Origin of the sequence: Imperialibacter sp., from assembly GCF_048007035.1 — a bacterium.
GTDB lineage: Bacteria > Bacteroidota > Bacteroidia > Cytophagales > Cyclobacteriaceae > Imperialibacter.
Genome location: NZ_CP180355.1, coordinates 6,198,703 through 6,224,229, shown reverse-complemented (window position 1 = coordinate 6,224,229; position 25,527 = coordinate 6,198,703). Strand labels below are relative to the sequence as shown.

The 25,527-nt window shown below is 46.8% G+C and carries 20 protein-coding genes; 13 read left to right on the top strand and 7 right to left on the bottom strand.

The annotated features are described in order from the left end of the window. Positions 1–12 precede the first annotated feature (12 nt). The 6 genes from ACMVP2_RS26330 to ACMVP2_RS26305 all read right to left on the bottom strand — a co-directional run bounded on the left by ACMVP2_RS26330 (position 13) and on the right by ACMVP2_RS26305 (position 5,953). On the bottom strand, positions 13–369 hold the full coding sequence (locus ACMVP2_RS26330; RefSeq protein ID WP_416865818.1) for a DUF86 domain-containing protein: 357 nt from the start codon (positions 367–369) through the stop codon (positions 13–15). Continuing rightward, positions 362–652 carry a nucleotidyltransferase family protein gene (locus ACMVP2_RS26325; protein ID WP_416865817.1) on the bottom strand — a complete coding sequence of 97 codons (291 nt, stop codon included), beginning with the start codon at positions 650–652 and terminating at the stop codon, positions 362–364. The genes ACMVP2_RS26330 and ACMVP2_RS26325 overlap by 8 nt, the downstream gene beginning before the upstream one ends. Before the next feature lie 80 nt (positions 653–732). Next, on the bottom strand, positions 733–3,417 hold the full coding sequence (locus tag ACMVP2_RS26320) for a CHAT domain-containing protein (RefSeq protein ID WP_416865816.1): 2,685 nt from the start codon (positions 3,415–3,417) through the stop codon (positions 733–735). Then, positions 3,418–4,368 carry a hypothetical protein gene (locus ACMVP2_RS26315; RefSeq protein WP_416865815.1) on the bottom strand — a complete coding sequence of 317 codons (951 nt, stop codon included), beginning with the start codon at positions 4,366–4,368 and terminating at the stop codon, positions 3,418–3,420. It lies immediately after the preceding gene. 236 nt (positions 4,369–4,604) lie between these two features. Continuing rightward, a complete protein-coding gene (locus ACMVP2_RS26310; protein WP_416865814.1) occupies positions 4,605–5,348 on the bottom strand; it encodes a hypothetical protein in 744 nt (247 codons plus the stop codon). Between the two features lie 11 nt (positions 5,349–5,359). After that, positions 5,360–5,953, bottom strand: coding sequence for a class I SAM-dependent methyltransferase (locus ACMVP2_RS26305; protein ID WP_416865813.1), 594 nt, complete (start codon positions 5,951–5,953; stop codon positions 5,360–5,362). Between the two features lie 224 nt (positions 5,954–6,177). On the opposite strand from ACMVP2_RS26305, the gene mnmA reads away from it, so the two are divergent. From mnmA to ACMVP2_RS26240, 13 genes are all read left to right on the top strand, one after another. Further along, positions 6,178–7,296, top strand: coding sequence for a tRNA 2-thiouridine(34) synthase MnmA (gene mnmA, locus ACMVP2_RS26300; protein ID WP_151996516.1), 1,119 nt, complete (start codon positions 6,178–6,180; stop codon positions 7,294–7,296). After that, positions 7,280–7,978: a hypothetical protein gene (locus tag ACMVP2_RS26295; RefSeq protein WP_416865812.1), complete on the top strand. Its 699-nt coding sequence runs from the start codon at positions 7,280–7,282 to the stop codon at positions 7,976–7,978. Before mnmA ends, ACMVP2_RS26295 begins: the two co-directional genes overlap by 17 nt. Next, complete coding sequence (locus ACMVP2_RS26290; protein ID WP_416865811.1) at positions 7,965–9,620, top strand: S8 family serine peptidase; 1,656 nt, start codon at positions 7,965–7,967, stop codon at positions 9,618–9,620. Before ACMVP2_RS26295 ends, ACMVP2_RS26290 begins: the two co-directional genes overlap by 14 nt. Before the next feature lie 12 nt (positions 9,621–9,632). After that, positions 9,633–10,307 (top strand): ribulose-phosphate 3-epimerase, encoded by a 675-nt coding sequence (rpe, locus tag ACMVP2_RS26285; RefSeq protein WP_339790575.1) that lies wholly within the window; start codon positions 9,633–9,635, stop codon positions 10,305–10,307. Then, complete coding sequence (locus ACMVP2_RS26280) at positions 10,307–12,691, top strand: TonB-dependent receptor (RefSeq protein WP_416865810.1); 2,385 nt, start codon at positions 10,307–10,309, stop codon at positions 12,689–12,691. The genes rpe and ACMVP2_RS26280 overlap by 1 nt, the downstream gene beginning before the upstream one ends. 52 nt (positions 12,692–12,743) lie before the next feature. Beyond that, on the top strand, positions 12,744–13,334 hold the full coding sequence (locus ACMVP2_RS26275; protein ID WP_151996521.1) for a penicillin-binding protein activator LpoB: 591 nt from the start codon (positions 12,744–12,746) through the stop codon (positions 13,332–13,334). A 124-nt stretch (positions 13,335–13,458) separates the two neighbouring features. After that, a complete protein-coding gene (locus ACMVP2_RS26270) occupies positions 13,459–14,868 on the top strand; it encodes a COG3014 family protein (protein WP_416865809.1) in 1,410 nt (469 codons plus the stop codon). A gap of 131 nt (positions 14,869–14,999) precedes the next feature. After that, a complete protein-coding gene (locus ACMVP2_RS26265; RefSeq protein WP_416865808.1) occupies positions 15,000–15,521 on the top strand; it encodes a hypothetical protein in 522 nt (173 codons plus the stop codon). A 122-nt stretch (positions 15,522–15,643) separates the two neighbouring features. Continuing rightward, entirely contained in the window at positions 15,644–16,258 is a 615-nt protein-coding gene (locus tag ACMVP2_RS26260) for a hypothetical protein (protein ID WP_416865807.1), read from the top strand. Positions 16,259–16,318: 60 nt separating this feature from the next. After that, positions 16,319–17,278, top strand: a complete 960-nt coding sequence (locus tag ACMVP2_RS26255) for an FKBP-type peptidyl-prolyl cis-trans isomerase (RefSeq protein WP_416865806.1) — start codon at positions 16,319–16,321, stop codon at positions 17,276–17,278. Between the two features lie 53 nt (positions 17,279–17,331). Further along, positions 17,332–18,453 carry a hypothetical protein gene (locus tag ACMVP2_RS26250; RefSeq protein ID WP_416865805.1) on the top strand — a complete coding sequence of 374 codons (1,122 nt, stop codon included), beginning with the start codon at positions 17,332–17,334 and terminating at the stop codon, positions 18,451–18,453. Between the two features lie 100 nt (positions 18,454–18,553). Continuing rightward, positions 18,554–21,106, top strand: a complete 2,553-nt coding sequence (gene gyrA / locus ACMVP2_RS26245) for a DNA gyrase subunit A (protein ID WP_416865804.1) — start codon at positions 18,554–18,556, stop codon at positions 21,104–21,106. Between the two features lie 86 nt (positions 21,107–21,192). Beyond that, positions 21,193–22,380: a hypothetical protein gene (locus ACMVP2_RS26240; protein ID WP_339790594.1), complete on the top strand. Its 1,188-nt coding sequence runs from the start codon at positions 21,193–21,195 to the stop codon at positions 22,378–22,380. Between the two features lie 53 nt (positions 22,381–22,433). On the opposite strand, the gene ACMVP2_RS26235 is transcribed toward ACMVP2_RS26240, so the two are convergent. Next, positions 22,434–25,412, bottom strand: coding sequence for a DNA polymerase III subunit alpha (locus ACMVP2_RS26235; RefSeq protein ID WP_416865803.1), 2,979 nt, complete (start codon positions 25,410–25,412; stop codon positions 22,434–22,436). Between the last annotated feature and the right edge of the window lie 115 nt (positions 25,413–25,527).

Here is a 25,527-nt window from a genome sequence, read left to right as displayed (position 1 = left end):
ATGCTTCCTTTTTTACTTCGTGTCGTTTCTGGTTTCGTTAATAAGACCCTCTAGGCTATCGATTAGCACCTGTAGATGTTGCTCAATGATCGACCAAACAATTTCATAGTCTACCCCAAAGTATTCATGAACAATACGATTGCGGAAACCTCTTAACCTATCCCATTCGATATGTGGGTTGTTTATCTTAAAGTCTTTGTCAATTCGACTCGACGCCTCGCCAATGATCTCAAAATTACGAATCACAGCGTCGATCGTTTTGTCATCATCAATGAAGGTTTCATATGACAAGCCCTCGGTATACTTTTTGATTTTTAAAGCCGATTCCAGAATATCTTCCAGAAGAAAGAGAAGATCACGGCTAGACATAGATCAAGTCAGGTTTGATTTTTTCGAAGTACTTTTCCTTTATTCCGTTTCTTGACACCACATCAACTGTAAAGCCTACCAATTCCTCGATTTCATTGGCCAGGTCAATAAATCTTATGCCAATCTTATCGTTGAATTCGACTAATACATCAAGGTCACTGTCAGCTACCTGTTCATTTCTTGAATAAGAACCAAAGACCGCCATCGATTGTATGGGGTACTTGTTGAACAAGTATTGCCTATTTTTCCCAAGAGTAAGTTTGATGTCTTCAAGCGATTTCATTGCGCCGGATAGTATTGATTCTCTGCTATCCCAAAATTAGCAATTCACTACCAATAGGAACAAAATAACTGCTGCTATTGTCACAAACCTACCAAAATAAACGGGGCCCAGTAGTACGGATCCTTGTAATTTTCAGAGTTGAGCAGGCTTAATTTTGCCTTTCGAAGGTCGTCGGCAAACAGGTTATTGTCAGAATGATAGAGGTGTTGCTTATAAAACTCAATCATCAGCGATGCTGTCGAAGCATCGGCTACCTGCCATAAAGAAACGATAAGGTTTTTGGCTCCGGCGTACATCAGTGCCCGACTCAGGCCAATAATCCCTTCGCCACGGGTTACTTTGCCGAGGCCTGTTTCGCAAGCCGAAAGATTGACCAAATCGGCATTGATGCCAAGGCTGTAGATCTCTCCGGAATAAAGGCTGCCGTCTTCATCATTTCCCGGCGATAGAAATATCCTCGATAGCTCCGGCTTTGCTTCATTCACCATGCCATGGGTAGCAAAATGCAAAAATTTGTACTGCCCCAGTTCATCCGACTTAATGAAGCTCTCCGAAGCAGCGGCACTCAACATAAGGTTTGCCTCCTGGTCGGATCCGGTAAATAGAAACTTGATCTCCTTCACTTCTTTTTCCGTGTCTGGCAGTGTCTGCATGACCACTTCATTCTTTTCGAAGGAAAGCGGCGCTGATAGTAAAATACCATTCCCGGTGCTGGATGACTTACTGGCGATTCGTTCAGCAAGAAGTGTGGCTGAGTAGTCATAGGAAATGACTTTTTCACTAATGAGGTAGTTGATGGTGCCGTCCTTGTCACGACCGATTATCAACGACTCGAATGGTACAGCGCTAATCGGGCCATCGGGGAGTACCAAAAGTGAGCTGATAGAGGCAGGTAGTTTGGGCATGAGTTGTTCGTGCAGTGCTTCGGAAGCTTTTTGGAACACCTCCTGCTGCCTGTACTTAATGGCGTTCCTCAACCCAACAATGTTCCTGGCGAAATCAGGGTCTTTCTTGATGGTGGTGGCGTTAAGCCGGTGTCGGCCAACCAGAAAGACATATACATTCTCTTCACCTATGAAATAGGAGAGGATGCCTTGATTCTCACTCAAAAGTGGTTGCAATGTTTCAACTGAGGCCAGGGTATTGCTGTATTTGAGCTTGAAGTATTCCGGGTACTGATCTTCCAGCTTTTCAATAAAGCTTCTCAGGGCAGATTCAAAGCCGAAAAGCTCAGCCTCAAGCTCTTCTTCTTTTTCAGGCGAAAGTTTGCCTCCTGCCAGCTTTTGCTCGATAAAGATAATTTGATCCTTTAAGCTGTCTTCCAGCGCCAGCTCCTCATCTGGGATACCGGCAAAGTGCTTGGCTTTGGCGTCGTTGATGGCGTCGAGAAGCACAGCCGACTTGCTTCTTTCGCAGAAATTAAAAGCCAGCTTTTGGTAGTATTGCTTCTTAAAAGTTCGTTCGCTCAGGTAGAGAGCAGTACTGATGCCATTTTCATACACTTCATAGGCAACAGCACCAAGTCGGAGCTTGTCAGCTTCATTTAGCCGAATCTGGCGAATGCTTGTGATCAATTCATCACAGGCAACGTAGGCAGCAAGTGCCCCGTCAATGTCCCGTAGCTTCAGTGTTTTTTCAAAATGCAGCGCCTCCATGTTCTTGGCCTTTGATTGCAGTGAGGAAAGAAGAATGTCGGCGTTATAGTAGTCTCTCAGCTCAGGCAGGTCGTAAATGGTCTGATAATTCTGGGAGTAGAGATTCGCATAAATAGACTTTTGAAAGCTCTCTACTGCCAGCTCAAACTTATTCTGTTTCTGGTAAATGGATCCTATGAGAAAATAGGTGTTGGCTATTTCCGGATGCTTTTCTCCATAGAGGTTTTGGTACATTTGCAGCGCTACCCGCTGGAATGCCAGTGCTTCTTCAAGCGATCCCTTCATTTCGGTCAATCGTCCCTTGTTGCTGGTGGTAAAGGCCTTGTTGGGGTGGTCGCCTGTGTAGGTGGCATTCCAAATATTCATGACCTGGTCGAGGTAAGTGATCGCCTTGTCGTAGCTCCCCTGGTTAGCTGTGGCGAAGGCCAGGTTGCTATATCCGCTGGCTACTTTGGGGTGGTTTTCACCAAGATTATCCTTGTAAATAGCCAGCGCCTTGTTAAAATAGTCGACAGCGAAGGCGGGGAGGTCTTGCAAATAGATAAGCCCGATGTTGTTGTAGGAATCGGCAAGCAACACAGCCTTGCCTGCGCCCGCCGATTGGCGAATGCTTAGTGCCTTTTCGTGGTATTGCAGGGCCAGCTCCCGGTTGCCGTTGTTCCAGTACACCACGCCCAGGTCGTTGTAGCATTTTGCTTGTTCAAGGCTATTGGCAGGCAGTAACTTTTCCGCCTTAAGAAGCTCTTCCAGCGCCAGGTCATTTCTGCCTGATCTGAGGTAAATATCGCCGAGGATATTCAGGGAGATGGCGCTGAGGTTGCCAGACCCTTTAATAATCTCCGCCAGCTCGTTGCTCTGAACAATGGCCTGAGCCCACTGCGGATCGCCCAGGGCCAGCTGGCATTCGGCCATCCGGAGCTGGCAAAGTGCAGCCTTTTCATTTTGGTTGGCTTTAAAAAAACCAGCAGCGGCTTGTTCGAAATGATCGTAAGCCGCTGAGTAGTTAGCGTTGATTTGCTCGTTTTCTGCCTGCTCCATTAAAGCGTCTTGCGCTTGAGCAGCAATGTTAATAAACAGAAAAAACCAGAATAATTGGTTGCTTAGTTTCATTTAGAATCTATAAGTCAATGAAACATTGTTTACATACTCTCTCGACAGTCCATCAGGATTGGTGTGTCGCTTTACCAACCGGAAACCATTGATCATTTTGAGGCCGAGCCTTGTGTTGAACTGATAGCCGCCGCTTATCAGTAGCGTTAGCGCCAGGCCCTCCGAGCCATCAATGATTCTGTCTTTATAGCCAACTACCTGGTCGCCTTCCAGCACAGGAATGTTAATTACATCTTTATTAAGTCTGTAAATAGGCAGAAGACCGGTGCTGAAGTTGAAGTTCGTGAACCTGAAGTTGCGCTCTACCCTGAACATGATGTCAGTGCCTCTCACAAGCGACCTTGCTTGTGTGTACTCTAACGCCTTTTTTTCCAACGGATCGCCTATCCAGTCGCTCCATAGAAAGGTGCTGTTGATTTGTCCGAAAGGGCGTTGAATACCTGTGGCAAGCAGCCATTTTGAAGTAATGAAAGAGATGCCCGCCACAGCGTCGTAGGTGCCAAGTCCAGTTTGGTTGTACATAGGCAGCGATTGTCCCTCCGTGTTTTTAATATTGGCGTCTCCCGTCGGAATCTTTGATCCAATCGTGGCATTTACCTGAAATGCTTCTCTGGTAATGATGTTGCGGGTAAGGGCAAGACTAAGATCGCCGATGCCTTTTGTGTTCGCCAGGGCGCCGTCGACGAAAACGTAAGGCACTTTCAACTGAACCGTGGTTTTGCTATTGAGGCCTACATTCACATCAGCCACATAGTTGTACACCACGTCCTTGAACCGTGTCAGTCCCACGTAGTGAGTGAACTCAATCGACCTGAGTTTTACCTGGATGCGTCGATTATAGCCCTGGTCTGGTTTCATGGCACCCATGGTGCAAAACCCGGCATCGCTGCAGCCCTGGGAGTAGGAAAAGCTGGTGATGATCAGCGCAAAAAATAGAAGAATGTATCTCATAGATTGAGAAGTTATGTCTACGAATTGGTTGAGTAAACTAAGTGAAAAAAAATGCCCGTGCTAATGGAATGACCAAAATTCAAAGATAACGCTTTTGCCTGTATCTTCTAAAAGAAAAATTGCCGGAGGTAATGCTCGGAAGATTGAATTCCGTGGTTTCACGGATTGAATATTTGGTGCAGAACGAGGCCAGCCGGTTGTAAGGCCGTCGGGATAGTTTTGTTAGAATTACCCAACTACTGCCTTAAATAAGCGTTGGGTACATTTTCCGCTTTATAGTCGATCCCGTAAGCCCTCTGGAGCAGCTGGGTCACGGTAGCCGTTGTGGTGGTTTCGTCTCTGTGCATTTGAGGAAGGAGGCCCATCATCGCATAGCTGATCGGATTGACGGAAGGGATGAGCGTTTCCCAAGTGTAGCCTTTTCCCCAAATGATGCCAGGCACGGAGATCTTTAGATCAGCGCCGTTGTCGAGGCAAAACTCGAGCATCTCAGCGGACTGGTTATTGTTCTGATTCACCGTGTGGAATATGGGCGTGTGTCCGCCAAAGCCATGCTCATCAACTCCGGCTTTTGCATTGATGTCAGCACCATTCCCAACCAGCACACGAGCGCATGCCACGTGATTGAACTCAGCGCAGACATGAAGAAGCGTTACTTCATCGAGGGGAGTATAGGCACACCTCAGACTATACTTTTTAGAAATTAATGCAGGATGGGTCGCTATCTCATTGGCAAGTGTCCCGGCATCATTGAGCAGAACAGCCAGTAGTGCCTTGCCTTCGAAGACCAGTCCAGCATCAACAAAAGTCTGCACACAGGCTTTGAACCGGGGACTTCGGGTATATTCGCTGGTGAGCTCGTAGATGAGGGGCTCATCCCGGAAAAGGTCGTTAGGGCTGACTCCATCTTCAAAGCACTTTTTGATGCCTTCAACCGAGTGGAGTTCAATTTGGGTGATGATGTCTTTTAAGAGGTTCATTCTGAATGGCTTCAGGTTCTTTGAGCAATTACGTATACATGCTTCTGAGGATACTGATCCAACTCCAGGTGCATGCACCGGCAACTGTTTTCTGAGATCACCCGAAGGTTTTCAGTGATGCCGATTGTGCTGTAGTAGAAGGTGTCATCTCTCCATTTGTTTTCGTGCTCGCCGTAGTCGTTGCCAAATGAATAGATGAGTATGCCATCGTTATTCAGCATTCCACAAAGTTTGGAAACTACAGGCACCTGTGATTTGAACGGCAGGTGAAATATGCTGTCCCAGGCCACAATAAAGTCGAATTTTGCTGGTGGCTGCCATGTACAAATGTCTTCGTTAAGGAAATTGACCTCCGGGTGATTGGCCCTGGCAATTTCAATCATTTGGCTCGACACATCTAATCCGGTTATACTAAAGCCACTGGCGAGCAGCTCTTTCGTAATTCTTCCGCCACTGCCGCAGCCGACGTCCAGAGCGTTTCCTTTGTTGGCACAATAGCTGATCGCCCTTTTGATTTGATCCAAGCCATAGTTGGAGGCAAGGTGTCCTTCGTGCCACCATTGGGCGATTTTATCATATTTTGTGCCTAAAACCTTTGGATCCATATAAGCTGCTGTTTTAAAAAATCTGCCTGGTGAAGGGAGAAATGTGAAGTAACTAATTTATTAAAAACGATGCAGAGCGTAGAACATAAAGTTTTTCCCAAAAACTTATCGTAATTTTGCACCACAAGCGAACCATTTCTGTTCGCTTCGTCTTTTTGAGGGGCGTCCTCAGAGACTTAATCGATGTAAAAGTCAGGCTTTGAACCTGGCGAAAGACACACTTAATGAGTAAACACGGAAGAGTACTGGTGGCCATGAGCGGTGGTATTGACAGCTCCCTGGCAGCCGTGATGCTTCATGAGCAAGGCTATGAAGTCATCGGAATGACAATGAAAACCTGGGACTATGCGTCCGCAGGCAGTTCTAAAAAAGAAACGGGCTGTTGCAGCCTCGACTCTATCAACGACGCAAGGAATATTGCCGTCAATCTGGGTTTCCCACACTATATTCTGGACATTCGAAGTGAGTTTGGCGACTATGTGATCGACAATTTCACCACCGAATACCTGGCGGGCCGCACGCCCAATCCATGTGTGTTGTGCAACACCCACATCAAATGGGAGGCATTGCTGCGACGTGCAGACAAGCTGGACTGCCAGTTTATCGCCACGGGACATTATGCAAAGGTGAGGCAGGAGAATGATCGCTATATTATTTCCAAAGGAAAGGACGAAAACAAAGACCAGTCATATGCTTTGTGGGGAGTGGGGCAGGAAAGTTTGAGCCGCACTATGTTTCCACTTGGCCATCTGCGCAAGCCTGAAATAAGGGAAATGGCTAGTGAAAGAGGTTTTATAGACCTTGTGAACAAATCTGAGTCATACGAAATCTGCTTTATCCCCGACAATGACTACCGTGGCTTTCTAAAAAGGAGGGTAGAAGGCCTTGAAGAGCAAGTCGACGGTGGTGAGTTTGTATTGGAGGACGGCACTGTGCTGGGTAAGCACAAGGGCTATCCTTTCTACACCATCGGGCAAAGGAAAGGCCTGGGCATTACTTTGGGGTACCCGGTGTACGTGACCGAAATTCAAAAAGAGAAGAACAGAGTTGTGCTGGGCACCTTTGATGAACTGTCCAGAGATGGCATGTACGTGAAAGGCCTCAACATGATGAAATACACTGACCTTACCGGCCAGCGTTTGGATACCATTACCAAAGTGCGCTACAATGACGACGGTGCGCCGGCCGTCATCGAGCAGGTAGGCGACACCATGAAGGTGTTCTTCGGCAACGGAGTCAATGCAATTGCCCCGGGGCAGGCAGCGGTGTTCTACGAAGGCGACGACGTAATAGGCGGCGGCTGGATCCAGTCAAGTTTCAGACAACATGCTAAGGCTGTTTAAAATACCGACACTATGGGTTCTCCTGATCGCTTCAATGGGCTGTCAGGAGGAAACCATTGTGCCCGACACCTCCCGGCTGGGTGCCGACTTTTTCCCAATGGAAAAGGGCCTTTACTGGGAATACGAGGTCGACCTTACCACCTACAACCTGCTCGACTCCATGCCGTCGCACTATTTTCTCAGGGAAGTGGTGGCCGATACCTTCACTGATCTGTCGGGCAGCCTGAGCTACAGGCTGGAGCGGTTTAGCCGGGAAACAGCCAACGTTGACTGGCAACTTGACTCCGTTTGGACGGCAAGGCTTTCTACTACCCAGGCGGTTCGCATTGAAAATAATGTACCGTTTATCAAGCTTACTTTTCCATTAGCGGAAGGCAAAGAGTGGAATGGTAATGCACTGAACAACAGGGGAGAAGAGACCTATCAGGTGAGTGGGCTTGGGCTGGCCCTTGAGGTGGGTGATACCACGTTTGAAAACACGCTAACAATCCTTCAGAGAGAAGTGCTTGACACTATTGTTTTCCAGGATGTGCGCAGAGAGTACTTTGCGAAGGAGATTGGATTGGTGAAAAAAGAATTTATTCAGCTAAATTACTGCAGTACAGAGGAGTGCTTTGGTCAGAAGATCATAGATTCTGGCCGAAAATTATATATGGAACTTGTTGCACATGGTAAAGAGTAGAGGAGCTCTGACTATTTTGATTTTACTACTGTCCGGACTTTCACTGAAAGCTCAGGTCAACCGGTATATTGTTCAATTTACGGACAAATCAGGTGGCACCTATTCCGTTGACAGGCCTGAAGACTTTCTTTCGGAAAAAGCGATTTTGAGAAGGGAAAAAGAGGGGGTTCCAGTTGATGAGACCGATTTGCCGGTTAGCCAGGCTTACCTCGATCAACTGGCAGCAACCGGCGTTGAAGTGTATCATACCTCCAAATGGATGAACCTGGCGTTGATTCAATGCAACGTCAACAAGGTGCTGACTGTCGATGCGCTCCCATTCGTTTCACGAGTGGAGCTGGTGGCACCGGGAGCACGGCTTACCAAAGGTGAAACAGCCAACGGTCGTTTCAAAAGCAAAAGCGCTACAGGCAGGGTACTCGCCACCACCGAATTTCAAAACAGCCTTCTTTCGATCCAGCACATGCACCGCCAGGGTTTCTATGGGGAGGGCGTGCTGATTGCCATATTCGACGGTGGCTTTGGTGGCGTTGACGCTGTGCCGTTTTTTGAAGAGGTTCGCAGCAGCAACCGAATACTGCAGACTTACGACTTCGTCACCAACGGACATCAGGTGTATACCTTCGATGACCATGGCACGAGGGTGTTTTCTACCATTGGAGCTAAAATGATCCAGGTGGAGGGCAAGGACACGACATTGATTTTGGGTACCGCACCTGCAGCTGATTTTGCGCTTTTTGTTACGGAAGACGTAAAAAGCGAATACCGGATCGAGGAATACAACTGGCTTTTTGGCGCTGAAAAGGCCGATAGCCTCGGCGCTGATATCATTCATACTTCAGTGGGCTATAATGTGTTCAGTGATTCGCAAATGAACTACACAAAGGCGCAAATGGATGGCAAAACGGCCATCATTACGCAGGCCGCCAACCTGGCCGCCGACAAGGGTATTTTCGTAGTGGCCAGCGTAGGCAATGAGGGCAGCAACAGCTGGAAAAAGGCCACGGCCCCAGCCGACAGTCCCAAGGTGCTGTCAGTAGGTGCAGTGGATAACAGCGGTAAATTGGCAAGCTTCAGCTCGATTGGTCCTACGGCCGATGGACGCATCAAGCCTGATGTAGTGGCGCTGGGGGTTTTCGCCACAGTGGGAGCGGAGAGCGGCTCGCTGATCACTGCGAATGGCACCAGTTATTCGGCACCCATGGTGGCCGGCTTTGTGGCTGGGCTGATACAGGCAGAGCCAGAAAAAACAAGAGAAGAGCTTTTTAACGACATTCTGAACTCAGGCAGCAGGTCAACTAAACCTGATACATTGTTTGGCTATGGCATCCCTGATTTTATCAAAGCAACGGGTGGGAAAATCCTCTCAGTAGATGATGTGATCAATGACAAGGTGAAGGTCTATCCCAATCCGTTCACGGAGAACAGGCTGAGCATAAAAATCAATAATGAACTGGCAGTTAACGGGCTCTCTGTACAGATGTTCGATGCCAATGGGAAGATGATTGCCCAAAAAGAATACAATAGCTACGATATCAACGACGTTGTTATATTTGAATTTTCGGGCACAACCCCCGGGGTTTATTTTTTACGGTTGTCGTCAAGCACATTTGAGAAGCAGGTAAAACTGCTCAGATACTAAGAAAACCTATCCATGAACTTTCCACTTATTGCCCCTTCCATACTTGCCGCCGACTTCGGTAACCTTCATCGAGACGTGGAAATGCTCAATAGCAGCAAGGCCGACTGGCTGCATATCGATATAATGGATGGCACTTTTGTTCCCAATATTTCCTTTGGTTTTCCGGTAACGGCGGCCATCAATAAGCACACGAAAAAGCCCCTCGATTTCCATTTAATGATTGAGCAGCCCTCTCGTTATTTCAAACAGTGCGTTGAAACTGGTGCCGAGGTGATTTCTGTGCATCATGAAGCCTGCCCAAACCTTCACAGGGTGCTACAGGAAATTCGTGAGCTGGGCTGCAAGGCAGGGGTGGCGCTCAACCCACATACTCCCGTAAATGTGCTGAAAGACATCATGGAGCTGACCGATATTATCTTACTGATGTCGGTGAACCCCGGCTTTGGAGGACAGAAGTTCATCGAACGAACTTTCCAAAAGGTGAGAGATGCCAAAGAGATGGTTCTCAACGCCGGCACGCATACCATGATCGAGATAGACGGTGGTGTAAACATGAACAATGCCAGAGAGCTTTGTCAGGCGGGAGCAGACATTCTGGTGGCTGGCAACTTCGTTTTCAGTGCATCTGATCCGTTGGAAACAATCGCTCAACTCAAAACTGTGAACAGCGAGGAAAAATTCGTTTGATGCGCAGGGGCTTACTTACCATTACTTTTTTAGCTTTTTCTTTTGCCACCTGGGCGCAACAAGCCTGCATCCAGGGTATAGTGCTCGACGCTCAGAATGCGCCATTGCAGGGGGCTACCATTTCCGTTCCGTCGCTTACCAAAGGCACCAACGCCGATACGGACGGCACCTTTTTACTATGCCTTGAGCCGGGCAGTTATCAACTTGAAATAAGCTTTGTAGGCTATAAGGCAGTTCAAAAACCTGTGTCCCTTGCCGCAGGCGATAGTTTGGTTATTCAGGCCACATTGAATGAAGATAAAACGCTTCTGGCTCAGGTAACAGTGGTAGGCAAAAGAGAGCTGGGCCCTCCAAGAGCTGGGGAATTTCGTGTGACAAGCAAAGAGCTGGCAAATTTCCCTGCGGCCACGGCAGATATTTCCAGGATACTAGCCACGCTTCCGGGGGTTGTGGCTAGCAATGAGTTATCTTCTGCTTACTCTGTACGAGGTGGTAATTTCGATGAAAACCTTGTATACGTGAATGATATTCCGGTGTACAGGCCCTTTTTGGTGAGGGCAGGTCAGCAGGAGGGGCTGGGTTTTGTCAACCTCGACATGGTGTCGGGAATTACATTCTCATCCGGTGGCTGGCAGTCGAAGTATGGAGATAAGCTTTCATCCGTGCTTAATGTTGGCTACAAAAACCCCGTTGAACAGGCTGGATCTGTCAATCTGGGGCTATTAGGTGGCTCAGCACATGTGGAAGGTGTTAGCAAAAACGACAGGGTAAACTATACAGCGGGGGTTCGTTACAAAAACTCCAGGTATTTGCTCAATACGATTTCTGTGAAAGGCCAATATTTACCTCGGTTCGCCGACTTCCAGTCTCTTGTTTCTGTTAAGTTAGGCCAGCAGACCGAGGCACACAGGCAGAAAATCTCGATTCTTGCCTCCTATGCCCAAAACAGGTACTTCACAAAGCCGGAATCACAGGAAGTGGAATTCGGTACGTTCGGCAGGTCGTTCCGCATGGTGGCGGCTTTCGATGGCAAAGAGGTGCTTGACTATGATATTTATCAAAGCGGAGTGAAGTGGACCAACACCTGGGACGATAAGTTCAACCTGGACGTGATTGCTTCAGGTGTTTATACTGTAGAAAGAGAATATTTTGAAGTAGAGGGAGCCTACAGGTTGTGTGATGTGAACAACAACCCGGCCAGCGACCAGTTCAAGGATTGCGTGGTAGTTCGTGGCGTAGGCAGCAACTATCACTACGGCCGCAATAAGCTACAGGCTACATTGCTAAATACAGAAAGCCGGTTTTCCGCCCGTTGGAGCGATCACCAGCTAACAGAAGCTGGCCTTGGAGCCAGAAAGGAAAGAATAGAAGATGTGCTGAACGAATACATTTTTCAAGACTCTTCCGGCTATGCCAGCACCACCGACAGGATTTGGGCTGAAAACCTGGTTGATGGTTATCACCTCACTGGCTATTTGCAGCACACAGTTTTTTCAAGTGATTCTATTCACATTCTGAATGCTGGTGTTCGCACGGCCTACTGGACGGTCAATGGCCAACTACTGGTGAGCCCGAGAATGCAATATGTGTTTACGCCGGCCTGGTCACGAAAGACCGCCTTTAAAGTTGCAGGAGGCGTTTATCAGCAGCCGCCTTTTTACCGAGAAATGCGCAACAGGCAAGGGGTCATTAACCGGGACCTGAAAGCCCAGGTGTCGTACCATGCCCTGGCAGGAATGGACTATGCATTTCAAATGAATGGAAGAAACTTTGTTTTCTTTTCAGAGGCCTACGTCAAATACCTGGATCGCCTGGTTCCTTACGACATCGACAATGTGCGTCTTCGTTACTTTGGCGACAACCTGGCCAGAGGGTGGGCTTACGGTGTTGATTTCAGAGTAAACGGCGAGTTTATTCCGGGCACCGAGTCATGGTTCAGCCTCGGTTTGCTTCGAACCATTGAGGACATAGAAGGAGACACCCTCGGCTTTATCCGCAGGCCATCCGATCAAAGGGTCACATTGGGTATTTTCTTTCAGGATTATTTGCCCAACGATCCAAGTGCTAGAATTTACGTCAGTGCACTCTATGGAAGTGGGTTGCCCTTTAGTGCGCCAAATAATCCAACTTATCGCAACTTTTTCAAGGGAGATGAGTATTACAGGGTTGATGTTGGTTTCACCAAGGTGTTTTCGAAAAAGAACGAAGGAAAAATATTTGGAGGTCTGAAGTCTATCTGGCTGACCGCTGAGATCCTTAATTTGCTTGGTGCTGAGAACACCATTTCTTACACCTGGGTAAAAGACGTCTTCAATCAACAATTTGCCGTGCCCAATTCATTATCGGCAAGGTTTTTGAATGTGAAGCTTTCAGGTAGATTCTGAGGTATTCTGCCTATTTTTATAAGAGATACAAGACAAACAAACAATTATGAGAATGCAATCAATAGTTAAAGCTTCTGTTTTTTCTTTGGCCGTTTTATTCATCGCCGCCGGTTGTTCGCAACGCACGGTTACCAGGGTAAGTCCCGATCAGCAAATTGACCTTAGTGGCCGCTGGAACGACACCGATTCCAAACTTGTGGCAGAGGAAATGATCCGTGATGTGCTCAATCGTCCATGGAGAGAGGACTTTAGCAGAGCAAAAAATGCCAAACCAGTGGTGATCGTTGGCCTTGTTACCAACAAAAGCCACGAGCATATTGAATCTGAGACTTTTATCAAAGACATCGAAAGAGAGTTCATCAACTCAGGCATGGTGAGAGTAGTGCAAAATTCTGTTTTCCGTGAGAAAATGCGTGAAGAAAGGGCTGACCAGCAGGAATTTGCTTCACCGGAAACTCAAAAGAAATGGGGTGCTGAGCTGGGAGCTGACTTCATGCTGTTTGGTACGATCAATTCTATCGTAGACTCGTACAACAAAGAAAAAGTGGTGCTGTACAAAGTTGATCTTGAGCTTGCCAACCTGCAAACCAACGAGAAGGTCTGGATAGGAGACAAGGAGATCAAGAAGTTCATAAGGAACTAAGCTGACGCTATTCAAGTACCAAAATAGAATAAGGTAACGAGCATCCGGTAACTGGCGAGCAATATCTCAACACTATCGGCTGCTTGCTGCTTAGTCTCAAAAAAGCTCTACAAAAACAATATCTGTGCGTTTTCCGATCAAAATCTTATTGCTTAGCGGTCTGCTGCTGGCATCTTGTGCCACCTTTTACCAAATGAACTATGAATTCAATCAGAGTTTCGAGTCTGGTGACCTGGAGCAGGCGGCAAGGGTGTTGGAAAAGAACAAAAAGGCCGCCGAAGGAAAGGCCAGGTTCCTGTATTTTTTGAACCAGGGTATCGTACAGTCACTGCTCGGTAACTATGAAATCAGCAACGAAGCCTTTGAGCAAGCCTATATATTTGGTGAAGACTATCGGGTAAACTACCTCAATGAAGCAGCCTCGCTGCTGACCAATCCGACAATGACAGAGTACAAAGGGGAAGATCACGAACATTTGTTGCTGCTGTATTACAAGGCCATCAACTATTTGAAGCTGGGCGACTACGAATCCGCATTAGTGGAGTGCCGCAGACTGAACATTAGGTTGGGGACTCTTTCAGACAAGTATAAGAACCCCGATAAATACAAGAAGGATGCGTTTGTGAACAACCTGATGGGCATTATTTACGAGGCATCCGGCGATGTTAACAACGCCTTTGTCGCTTATAGGAACGCCTACGAAACTTACGAAGGCGACTACAAGAAATTGTTTGGTATGAGCGCTCCCGATCAACTGAAGGAAGACCTGCTCAGAACGGCTTACCTAAACGGGTTTAGTGATGAGGTGCGCCGCTACGAGGAGGCTTTTGGAAGGAAGTTTACGCCATCGCCAAAAAATGGGGGAGAGCTTGTTTTCTTTTGGAACAACGGACTGGGGCCGGTGAAAGCGGAGTGGTCGATCAACTTTTCCGTTATTCATGGTCAGGGCGGTCTGGTTACATTTGCCAACAGCGACTACGGTTTTAATTTCCCTTTTTTCTTCGATAGCAACGAAGACGATAAGAAGCAGGGCCTCGCAGCACTCGAATTCTTCAGGGTTGCTTTTCCCAAATACGTAGAACGCCCGGCACTTTTTAACAGTGCCACGTTGTCAGCCAATGGGAAGAAGTATGACCTGGAAGCCGCTGAGGACGTTAATGCAATTGCGTTTAAATGCTTGCAGGAACGCATGCTGGCCGAGTTTGGCAAGTCGCTTTTGCGGGTAGCATTAAAAAAGGCTGCGGAATATCAGGTGAGAGGCGAGAACCAGGATCTTGGCGCTGCCATAGGGCTTTTTAATGCACTGACTGAAAAGGCCGATACTCGCAACTGGCAAACGATTCCACATACCATCTATTATTCGAGAGTGCCCTTGCCGGAAGGGGAGCAAAAAGTGCAACTGAACCTGGCTTCTGCAACGGGTAGGAAGCAGCAGCAGGAGTTTACTTTCGACATTCGCAAAGGGAAGACCGCCTTTCATGTTTTTCAGTCGTTGGAAGACATACCTACCGCCAATCCTTACCGCACCTGGTAGTTTAGCGCCATCCATTCACCATTCATAGTCCTATAAGGGTATAAATACCTTTAGGAGTTGGTATTTAAGTGAGATTTTCCTTTTTTGGAGGTTGGAGAAAATTATAGTTTTAACAAAAACCAATAAATACAATGTTCAAAGCGATGACGAAGAAAGCGAAGTTTATGTTGACGTTAGCTTTTGCAGCTGGCCTTTCCCTTCAAAGCTCTTTTGCGCAAGATGCCGATGCTGTAACCGATGAAGAACTGACACAGTACGCTACTGTGATGAATAAAATTGACTCGATGAAGGAAGACCTGCAGGTTAGATACAATGAGGTCATCAAGAACAATGAGCTGATGGATGAGGGGCGAAGGTTTCTGGAATTGAAGAAGGCCTGGGGTGACGACGCAAAGCTAGCCGAAATTAGTGCCACAGACGAGGAGAAAACGGCTTATCAGGGAATTCTTGATGAGTATGACAATATGGTGGCGGAGTTTAAGGAAGTATATCCGAACCTGATAAAAGATGATTTGGGTGCTGCGTTGTATAACAAGGTCAGGAACGCAATGAAAAGCGATGCTGAGCTTAAAACAAAATACGACGAGCTACTCGCCAGCATGCAAAGTACTGACGAAGGCGATAGCGAAACCGACGACGGCGGGAGTAACTAACCAAACATAAGGAATTTAAGGGCTGTTATCAGCTCTTTTTTTTATGCTTACTAAAAATCAACTGGTAAATTATAATTAGTAAGTGCTATATTTAAAGGATCACTTAATATCCGCCTAACCTCATGTTGACAGAATTCGAAATTGAAACAATGATGGAGATTCCGGCCATCCTTGAAGCCACCCAAAAGCTAAAAAAGGACTTTATAAGAACCGATGCGCCTTACCTTGAGATCGGTGATCATGACTTCTTCGGGCTTATCATGCTGGCCCCGACGGTAGGGGTGGCCCTGGCCAATGGGAGTGTGAGTCTTTTTGAAGAGCTGGCATTGAATAAAAAGGCGAGAAAAGCGTCAAAAGGCGGCTATTTTCTCAAAAAGGACCCCACTGTGTATGCCATGAAATTTTTGCTCGACAACTATACTAAGTGGGAGGAGAAGTTCTTTGACGTGCTCAAGATAGCGATGAACAGTTCCTTCGATATCGACAAGCTAAAGACAAAAGAGGCTGCTGTTGTCGACAATAATTACGACGAATACAAAAGGACTGTGCTGAACACACCGTATATACTCATTCGGTTTATCTCCTCCTTCTTCCTTCAGGACGACGAACACATTATTCAGCGAAGGTCGATGAATAAGACCGATTACGAGCGGCTTCTGGATATTGGTCAGAAGCTTGACCTGCATCGGATTCCTGTTTTTCAGCAGTTTTGTCAGACATTCAAGGTAAAGGGTTAACGGTCTGTGAATTGTTGGTACTATTTCTGATAGTAATTCGTTAGCATAAGAAAGATTTCCATGAATAAACTTTGTATGTTGGCGGCAGGAGTATGGCTGTTAATCGGACTAACAGGCTGCAAGGACAAGGATGAGCCGCCACCACTTCCTGAAGAGCAGGACTTGGCCATTCAGAACTATTTAGCGGAAAATGAGATAGACAGCGCCACAAAGTCGGATCAGGATTTCTATTATTTTCCTGTGGTAGAAGGAAACTCACTTCCCAATTCCTCTAATATTATTTCGTTTTACTATACGGTAAAAAATATGGATGGTGTTGTCGTAGCCTCCTACACGGCTGGCAATGGTGAGCCCATCAAGGCGCAGAGGAATACCAAAACAATTTATCCGCCAGGGCTGGACGAAGCACTACAGATACTTGCCACTGGTGATAGCTACGTTTTTATATTTCCTTCTCATAAAGCTTACGGTGCCCTGGAGGTGTCGGGCGACCTGCCCGCCAATTCTATTGCCATCATCGAAATAGAAGTAGTGGCTGAGGAAAGCATCAATCAAATCAGACAAAAAGAGCTGCAGTTGATCAACAACTACATCAGCGATTTTGAAATCAGTAATAGTCCTGATACGGTTATCAATCTCATTTCAGGGCTTTCTATCATCAAGACAAAAAGAGATAAACAGGCTGCCGAGGTGCCTTCTAGTGGCACTATAGCAATTAATTGGACCGGTAAATTCTTTAGCGGCGACTCTTTCGGCAGCGAATCGGGTTTTGAAGTGAATATGGGGGCTGATGAAGTGATTACAGGTTTGGAAGCAGGGCTGAACAATATGCGGCTTGGCGAGGAAGCACAACTGCTCATTCCGTCTGAAATGGCATATGGAGCGAGTGTGCAGACAGTGCCGCATAGCGCTGGTTTTCAGGACATACTGATCGAAAAGCAGATTATTCCCGACTACGGGGCAGTTATCCCACCCTACACGCCATTAATCTTTGCTGTGACTGTAGTTGAATATCAATAATTGGGGCTTTTTCCTAAAAATTGATTAATTTCAAGGCTGGAAAATTAAACAGGTTGAAGTTATTTAAGCTTATTTTTATTCTTTTTGGTGTATGGATACTTTGCGCCGAGACTGCGCTTGGGCAAAAACCTGGATTTGTACCTCCACCACGCCGAAAATCGAGCGACCTTTACAGGAACCCTGTGAGGGTGATGCTCAATCAGTTTTCCATCACAGGAACGACTGGTTATGGCCTGGCCATGTACAGCCATGAGCTCAATAACGTTTATTTCTACCAATCGCAGAGCAATCAAATCATCGTTCCTATCGTTGATGGAGTTCCTGCTCCAACGGGAGTAGTAGCTGGCAACAGTAACTGGTTCAACAGAAGCACCTACGGAGACACGCTCGACCTCACAAATTATTTTGAAGTGCCTTACAGGCCTTTGGACGAGCCTGTGTTTAACCCAGAGCTAAGAAGAGAGTTCAGTATGGCCACCGACACCATGCCGCTGAAGTTTAGGTCATTGTCGCATAGTATCCCTATAGGGGTGGTTGTACATTTCAACTATCTGAACTTTAGAGCAGGGGCGGGGGCAACATTTGAAAGGCAATATTTCACTTCATTTAAGCCAACTACTTTCAAAGAAACCATCCGGCCTTTCGAACCGGAGGTGTCTCCGGTGTTCTTCCAAAGGTATTTTGCCACTGTGGGTTATAAATTTTACGACTTCTGGAGCTATTCTTTTGCCGGTGAAGCGCAAATAGGCGTTTTGCGTGGAGGAGGAAAAATAAAAGGTGAGCAGCCCATTTATGACTATGCTGTGATACAGCGGGGTGCTTTCTTTAATTTGGGGATTTCAATTGAAAAGAACCTTTCCGAGTATTTCAGGGTCATTGTGAAGCCTTCTTTCGACTACCACACATTCAACACCAACCTGACAGAAGCGGGTATCTCCATTCCACATAAGCAGCAAACCTTCTTTATCCAAGCTGGTGTTTCTATCAATATTCCAGATATCCGTCGTTGTCCATTGCCCTCCTGTGCCATACAGTTGAAGCATGCACACAATGGCAACAATGAAATTGTAAGGGGCCAACCTATTCACAAACATCAGAACCCGGTAATGGGCCAAAACCATAGGAAACTCTTCCGGTACAAGTGGAAAAACCGCAATAAAATTGAGCCCTATTAGGTCATGAAATTGATCGCTTATCCATTGCATTTTTTTTAGTCGTCAACAATAATTTTAACTAACTTGCGCTCTGTTTTTTTGGAGCGTTTGAACATAATTTATGGCAGAAGAAGACAAGTCAAATATCATCCCAATTAATATTGAAGATGAAATGCGGGGTGCCTACATCGACTACTCCATGTCGGTGATTATTTCCAGGGCACTTCCCGACGTTAGGGATGGTCTTAAACCGGTTCACAGAAGGGTGCTTTTCGGCATGCTTGATCTCGGTGTGAACTATAACAAGGCATATAAGAAGTCGGCGAGAATAGTAGGTGAGGTACTGGGTAAGTATCACCCCCATGGTGACTCCTCGGTGTACGATACCATGGTGCGTATGGCTCAGGATTGGTCATTGCGTTATCCGCTGGTCGATGGTCAGGGTAACTTTGGTAGTGTCGATGGTGATTCACCGGCAGCCATGCGTTACACGGAAGCACGTCTGAAAAGAATTGCAGAAGAGCTGCTTGCCGATATCAACAAGAATACGGTTGATTTTCAGCCCAATTTTGACGACTCACTGGAAGAGCCTACAGTGCTCCCAGGCAAGTTTCCTAACCTGCTGGTGAATGGAAGCAGCGGTATTGCCGTAGGTATGGCTACTAACATGGCCCCTCACAACCTGAGTGAGGTAGTAGAAGGTACGATTGCCTATATCGACAACAAAGAAATTACTGTTGAGGAGCTGATCAAATATGTAAAGGCGCCTGATTTCCCGACCGGGGGCATCATATATGGCTATTCTGGAGTAAGGGCTGCGCTTGAAACCGGCCGGGGCAGGGTGGTGATGCGAGCCAAAGCTGAAATCGAAGCAATGCCGTCAGGCCGGGAGCAGATCATCGTTACGGAAATTCCTTATCAGGTGAACAAGGCCTCGATGATCGAAAAAACTGCCGCATTGGTAAACGAAAAGAAGATAGAAGGGATATCTGACATTCGTGACGAATCGGACAGGGACGGCTTCAGGATCGTTTATGAATTAAAAAGAGATGCGGTTGCCAATATAGTACTCAACAAGCTCTATAAATATACGCAGCTTCAGACTTCATTTGGCGTAAACAATGTGGCCCTTGTTAAAGGACGTCCGCAAACGCTCAACCTGAAGGATCTCATTCAATATTTTGTGGAGCACAGACATGAAGTGGTGATCCGCAGAACCCAGTTTGAGCTGGATGAAGCCGAGAAGCGTGCCCATATCTTGCTGGGATACCTGATCGCTTTGGATAATCTGGATGAAGTGATCAACCTGATTCGCTCATCAAGGGATCCTGATACAGCGAAAACGGGGCTGATGGAGAAGTTTGGCCTGAGCGAGATACAAGCCAAGGCTATTCTGGAAATGAGACTTCAGCGCCTTACAGGCATGGAGCGTGAGAAAATCCAGAAAGAGTATGATGAAGTAATGGCGCTGATCGACAGGTTGAAGGAAATCCTGGAGAAAGAAGAGCTTCGTATGGGCATTATCAAAGACGAGCTTCTTGAAATGAAGGACAGATATGGTGATGAGCGTCGCACGGCTATTGAAATGGTTGGAGATGAGTTCACCATGGAGGATATGATTGCCGACGATGAAATGGTCATTACTATTTCGCATCAGGGTTATATCAAGCGCACACCACTGGTTGAGTACCGAACTCAGGGCAGGGGTGGAGTTGGCTCGAGAGGAGTGACCATGAAGGACGATGATTTTCCTGAGCACCTTTTTGTAGCTACTGCCCACAACTACCTGCTGATTTTTACAGCGCTGGGACGTGTGTTCTGGTTGAAAGTATATGAAATTCCTGAAGGTGGTAAGGTAACCAAGGGAAGAGCGATACAGAACCTTATCAATATTGAGCCGAGTGATTCCGTCAGAACCGTTATTAATGTGAAGAACCTTTCTGATGCGGACTATATCAACAATAACTACATCATGATGTGTACCAAGTTGGGTACCATCAAGAAAACTTCTCTTGAGGCTTATTCAAGGCCCAGAACGAACGGTATCAACGCCATTAATGTGGTGGAGGGAGACCAGTTACTTAGCGTCAGCCTTACCAACGGCGATAACCACATAGTGATTGCCAAGAGCAAGGGAAAGGCCATTCATTTCCACGAATCCGATGTGAGACCGATGGGACGGAATGCGACTGGAGTGAAAGGCGTTACCAGAGAAGGGGCCGACGATGTAGTAGTTGGCATGGTTGCTGTATCAAGAGAGGATGCCAACCTGTTGGTGGTTTCTGAAAAGGGCTATGGTAAGCGTTCTTCAATAGAAGATTATCGTATCACCAAGCGTGGAGGAAAAGGTGTTAAAACGATCAACATCACAGAAAAGACCGGTTCGCTGGTGGCTATCAAGGAGGTTGTTGATAGCGATGACCTGATGATTGTGAACCGTTCGGGCATCACCATCAGGATTTCGGTAGAGGTATTGAGAGTAATGGGCCGGAATACGCAGGGAGTGAGGCTTATTAAGCTCAACGATACTGATGCGATTGCTTCTGTAGAGAAAATTGAGGCAATTGAGGAAGACGAAATAATGGAAGAGGGTGGTGAGGTTGACGGCGAGAATACGGGTTCTGAAGCGTCAGATACTGAAAACGCTAATAACGACGAGCCACAAGACGAATAATTCTAAATGATTTGTAAATTTGTTCAATCGAACCAACCAAAGGAAATAAACTAAAACTGCAAAAGAAGATTATCACTATGAAAAACATGCTGTTACTTCTCGCTGGTGTGCTTTTGTTCACGGCGAGTTATGCTCAAAAAGGCAATGTGACGAAGGCTGAAAGTCTCCTTAATAAAGGAGATGTGGCCGCTGCCAAAGCCGAGATAGATGTTGCTGTTACTATTGAAAAGAATGCCAGTAAGAGTAAGACCTTTCTTACAAAAGGAAAAATTTATAAGGCCATAGCGACAAGTGAAGACCCAGCCGTTAGCGGACTTATGGACACGGACAAGGCTATTGCTGAGGCTTCTGAAGCGCTCAAAAAGGCGATGACTATGGAGTCTGAAGGTTCGGTAAACTACAACTTTGCTGAATACGAAGTGGAAGACTTTTGGAGCAAGTTCCTGAACACAGGTGGAGAAGTTTATGGAGAAGAGGACTACAATGGTGCCTATGAGAACTTCTACAAGGCCTCTCTTATCAAGCCAACAGACTCGTTGACACTGTTTTACGCAGGTGTGGCTGCGCAGCAGGCTGAGATGACAGATGAAGCGATGAAGATGTACTACAAACTGATCGATCAGGATGATGCCAACGAAGACATCTACTCCACAATGGTTTATCTTGAGAGAAGTGAAAAGAAAAACGATGCGAAGGCACTTGCTTTGTTGGAAAAGGCGAAAGTAGCTTTCCCTGACAACGCAGACTTTATGCGTGAGGAAATCAATATTCTGATTGCTATGAAAAAAGGCCCGGAGGCCATCGAGAAATTGAAAGGCGCTATTGAAAAGGAGCCGGATAATGCTTCGCTTTACCTTAACCTGGCTGTCCTTTATGATAATTTGAGTGTCCAGACTGAAGCTGACGGTAATGTGGCTGAAACGCAAGACCTAATCGCTAAAGCTCAGACGAATTACGAGAAGGCATTGGCTATTGAGCCAGGTAACTATGTTGGAAACTTCAACCTTGGTGTAATCTGGGTGAACAGAGCCAAAGTATACTACGACAAGGCGAGAGCCATGGATTTGAAAACCTATCAGAAAGAAGGCGGTAAGCTGGTGGAAGAAGGTGACAAAGTGTTAACTAAGTCGTTGCCTTATCTTGAAGCCGCTCATGTTGCTGAACCGGAAGATTGTTCAGTAATGGGGCCTTTGATGTCAGTATACACGCAATTGAAGAAGAATGCAAAGGCAGAAGAAATTGCTGATGCGCAAGACGCTGCTGGCTGTAATTAATAATATTTGACTTCGGTCGAAGAGCCCTGCTGGAAATACCGGCGGGGCTTTTTTTATGCGTTTTGCATTTTGATACTGGAGAGCAAAGCTTCCTTTTCCATTTCACTCACTTCCAGACTATAGAAGCCAAATTCGTCCACCACTTTTCCTGTTAACCTATAGAACCCTTTGCCACGAAAGGGGTGCTTTCTGGCAACCTGTGGGAAGTGCGTGGTGTCAATGAAATTGCCTTCCTGGTCAATGAATGAACCAAAGTGCATGGCATCGCCTTTGAGGGTGCTGGTGTTTTTTGTGGCAATGAGGTAACCCAGCATTGTGACAGTTTTGCCAAGATAGGCTGGAAACTGAGATGCCATTACGGGCTCAAACGGAATGTCTCGCAATAACAAGAACGGATCACAAAGTGGATAACCAAGTAAATCCAACTCATCAAAGGCATTGTCCAGAGGATCAACTGTTAATGCAGGCAGCTCAAAGTCCTTGATGGAGGGAAGTCCGAACAACTGCTGTTCTTGCATCTTGCTTTTGGCTCCACCCATTTTACCAAACATATAGTGCGACTCCCATAGCAGCCGCTGTTTGGTCTTACCGGTATAGCGAAGAGCACCAACCCGGAGCAGAAGCGTAAGTTGATCCAGCGAAATGCCTGTTCTGCTGACAAGATCTTCCAGGCTCAGGAAGACTCCTTTTTCGGCCCGACTTCCCAGCACCCTTTCGATGGTGTTCGCTTCCAGGTCTTTCACTGACCCAAGCCCAATGGTGATGGTCTTTCCATCAATAGTGCTTTGGTTCTCGCTTTTATTAACACAAGGGGCTTCAATAACAGCTCCATGCATTTTGGCTTCGTGCGCATAGAGCTCAGGCCTGTAGAATCCACCACCATTATTGAGCGTGGCCACCATATACTCAAGAGGGTAGTAGGCCTTCAGAAATAGACTTTGATAGCTCTCCACGGCATAGGAGGCTGAATGCCCTTTCGAGAATGCATACCCAGCAAAGCTTTCGATCTGATGCCACACTTCCTCAGTCAGTTTCTTATCGTAGCCCTTTGAAAAACAATTGTTAAAGAATCGTTCTCTCACTTCCTGAAACTCCTCTCTGGACCTGAACTTGCCTGACATTCCTCTGCGCAGAACGTCTGCTTCGGCTAGCGACAGCCCTGCGAACATATGTGCAACTTTTATCACGTCTTCCTGATAGACCATAATGCCGTAGGTTTCTGGCATAATATCCATCATCACCGGGTGGGCATCTTTCCTTCGCTCAGGAAAACGGAAGCGAAGAATATACTCCCTCATCATGCCAGACCTTGCCACGCCCGGCCTTATGATGGAACTGGCGGCCACCAGGCCGAGGTAGTCTTCCACCTTCAGTTTTTTGAGCAGCATGCGCATGGCAGGCGACTCAACATAAAAACAGCCGATCGCCTTACCCTCTCTAAGAAGCTCCTTCACCCTTTCATCCTTTTTGAATCTCTTGATATCGTGGATGTCGATTTTTGGATCAGCCGGGTGGTTGTTGCTGATGATGTCAATAGCTTCTTTTATTTTCCCCAGGCCACGCTGACTGAGAATGTCGAACTTGTAAAGACCAACATCTTCGGCAAGCACCATGTCGAACATGGTGGTGGGAAATCCTTTAGGAGGCAGGTGAGTGGCGGTGAAATAGGTCATCGGTTTTTCACCGATTAGAATGCCACCTGCGTGGATACTGAGGTGGCTGGGGAAATCGTGAATAAGCTGACTATAGCTCATGATTTTTTGCACCAATTGATCGGGTACCTTCCCGCTTTTTGTGCTGGTGTTCATCTCTTCGATTTCGATAGACGGAAGACCAAACACTTTCCCTAACTCCCTGGCCACCGATTTGTACTGGAATGTGCTGTAGGTAGCCAGCAATGCAGCGTTCGGGAAGCGGTTGAATATATATTGAGTGATATCCTCTCTGTCTCTCCACGAAAAGTCGATATCAAAATCCGGCGGATTTGTTCGGTAAAGGTTAATGAAGCGCTCAAAGTAGAGATCAAGCTCAATCGGATCCACATCGGTTATGTGCAGCAAGTAGGCCACAATGCTGTTGGCACCGCTGCCCCGCCCGACGTAGAAGTAGTCTTTGCTGCGGGCGTACCGGAGAATGTCCCAGTTGATAAGAAAGTAGGCTACAAATCCTTTTGCACGGATAGTTTCCAGCTCTTTGTCGATGCGCTCCTGAATTTGCCGGGTAGGTTTTCCGTAGCGATAAGAGACGCCGTCCTGGCAAAGTTTGGAAATGAGCTGGAAGTCGTTTGTCTCTGAACCGGTGTAGGTTTTTAGGTTTTGGTGGGGCCGGTCATCGCTGAAATCAAAAAATATCCCGGACTCGCCAGCTATTCGCTCAGCATTGAGTAGTAATTGTGGAGTTTCTTTATAGATGTTTGCCAGCTCTGCGGGCGAGTAAAAGCGGTCGACATCTCCAGCCAGCTGCCAGGGTTCGAGCTTGGTCAGCAGGGCATTTTCAGCAATTGCCCTTAACAGCCGGTGTGTGTTGTAGTCTCTTTTGTGCCTGAATGTGGAAGTAGCCAAGCCAACGAGCTTGTCCTTCGGAAGTGGCTCTTTCTGCAAGTGCAGATAGGTAACTTCATGCGGTTTAATGCCGACCCATTCGTGAGGAAGCAGGCTGTGAAGGCTTTTTCTGTAAATCTCCCACGGATAAATGACGGTTACATTTTGCCACTTTTGAGGCGCACCCGGCGGAATGGGCGGTGAGCCTTCTCTGAGGTGCTTTGAAAGATGTTCGTTTATTTCCTGAAAGCCCTCATTGTTCCTGGCTATGGCAATGTAGAGCTGCTGAAGGTGATTCCGGAAATCAACCCCCAGCATGGGCCTGATACCATATTTGGAGGCCTCCCTCACAAACTCAAGACACCCAGCCGTTGAATTGATGTCGGTCAGGCACAGTGTGAACACACCCTTCGTTCTGGCTTCTTCAAGGAGCTCGTTGGGGCTCATAGTGCCGTATTTGAAGCTGTAGTATGAGTGGGTGTTGAGGTACAAGGGGACAGGTTTTATGCTTACCCCGCTAAATTACTAAATAAATTAGCTTAATCACTCGTTAAAATACTATATAAATTAGCTTTTATAGCAATTATAATTCGCAAGTTGTTGACGG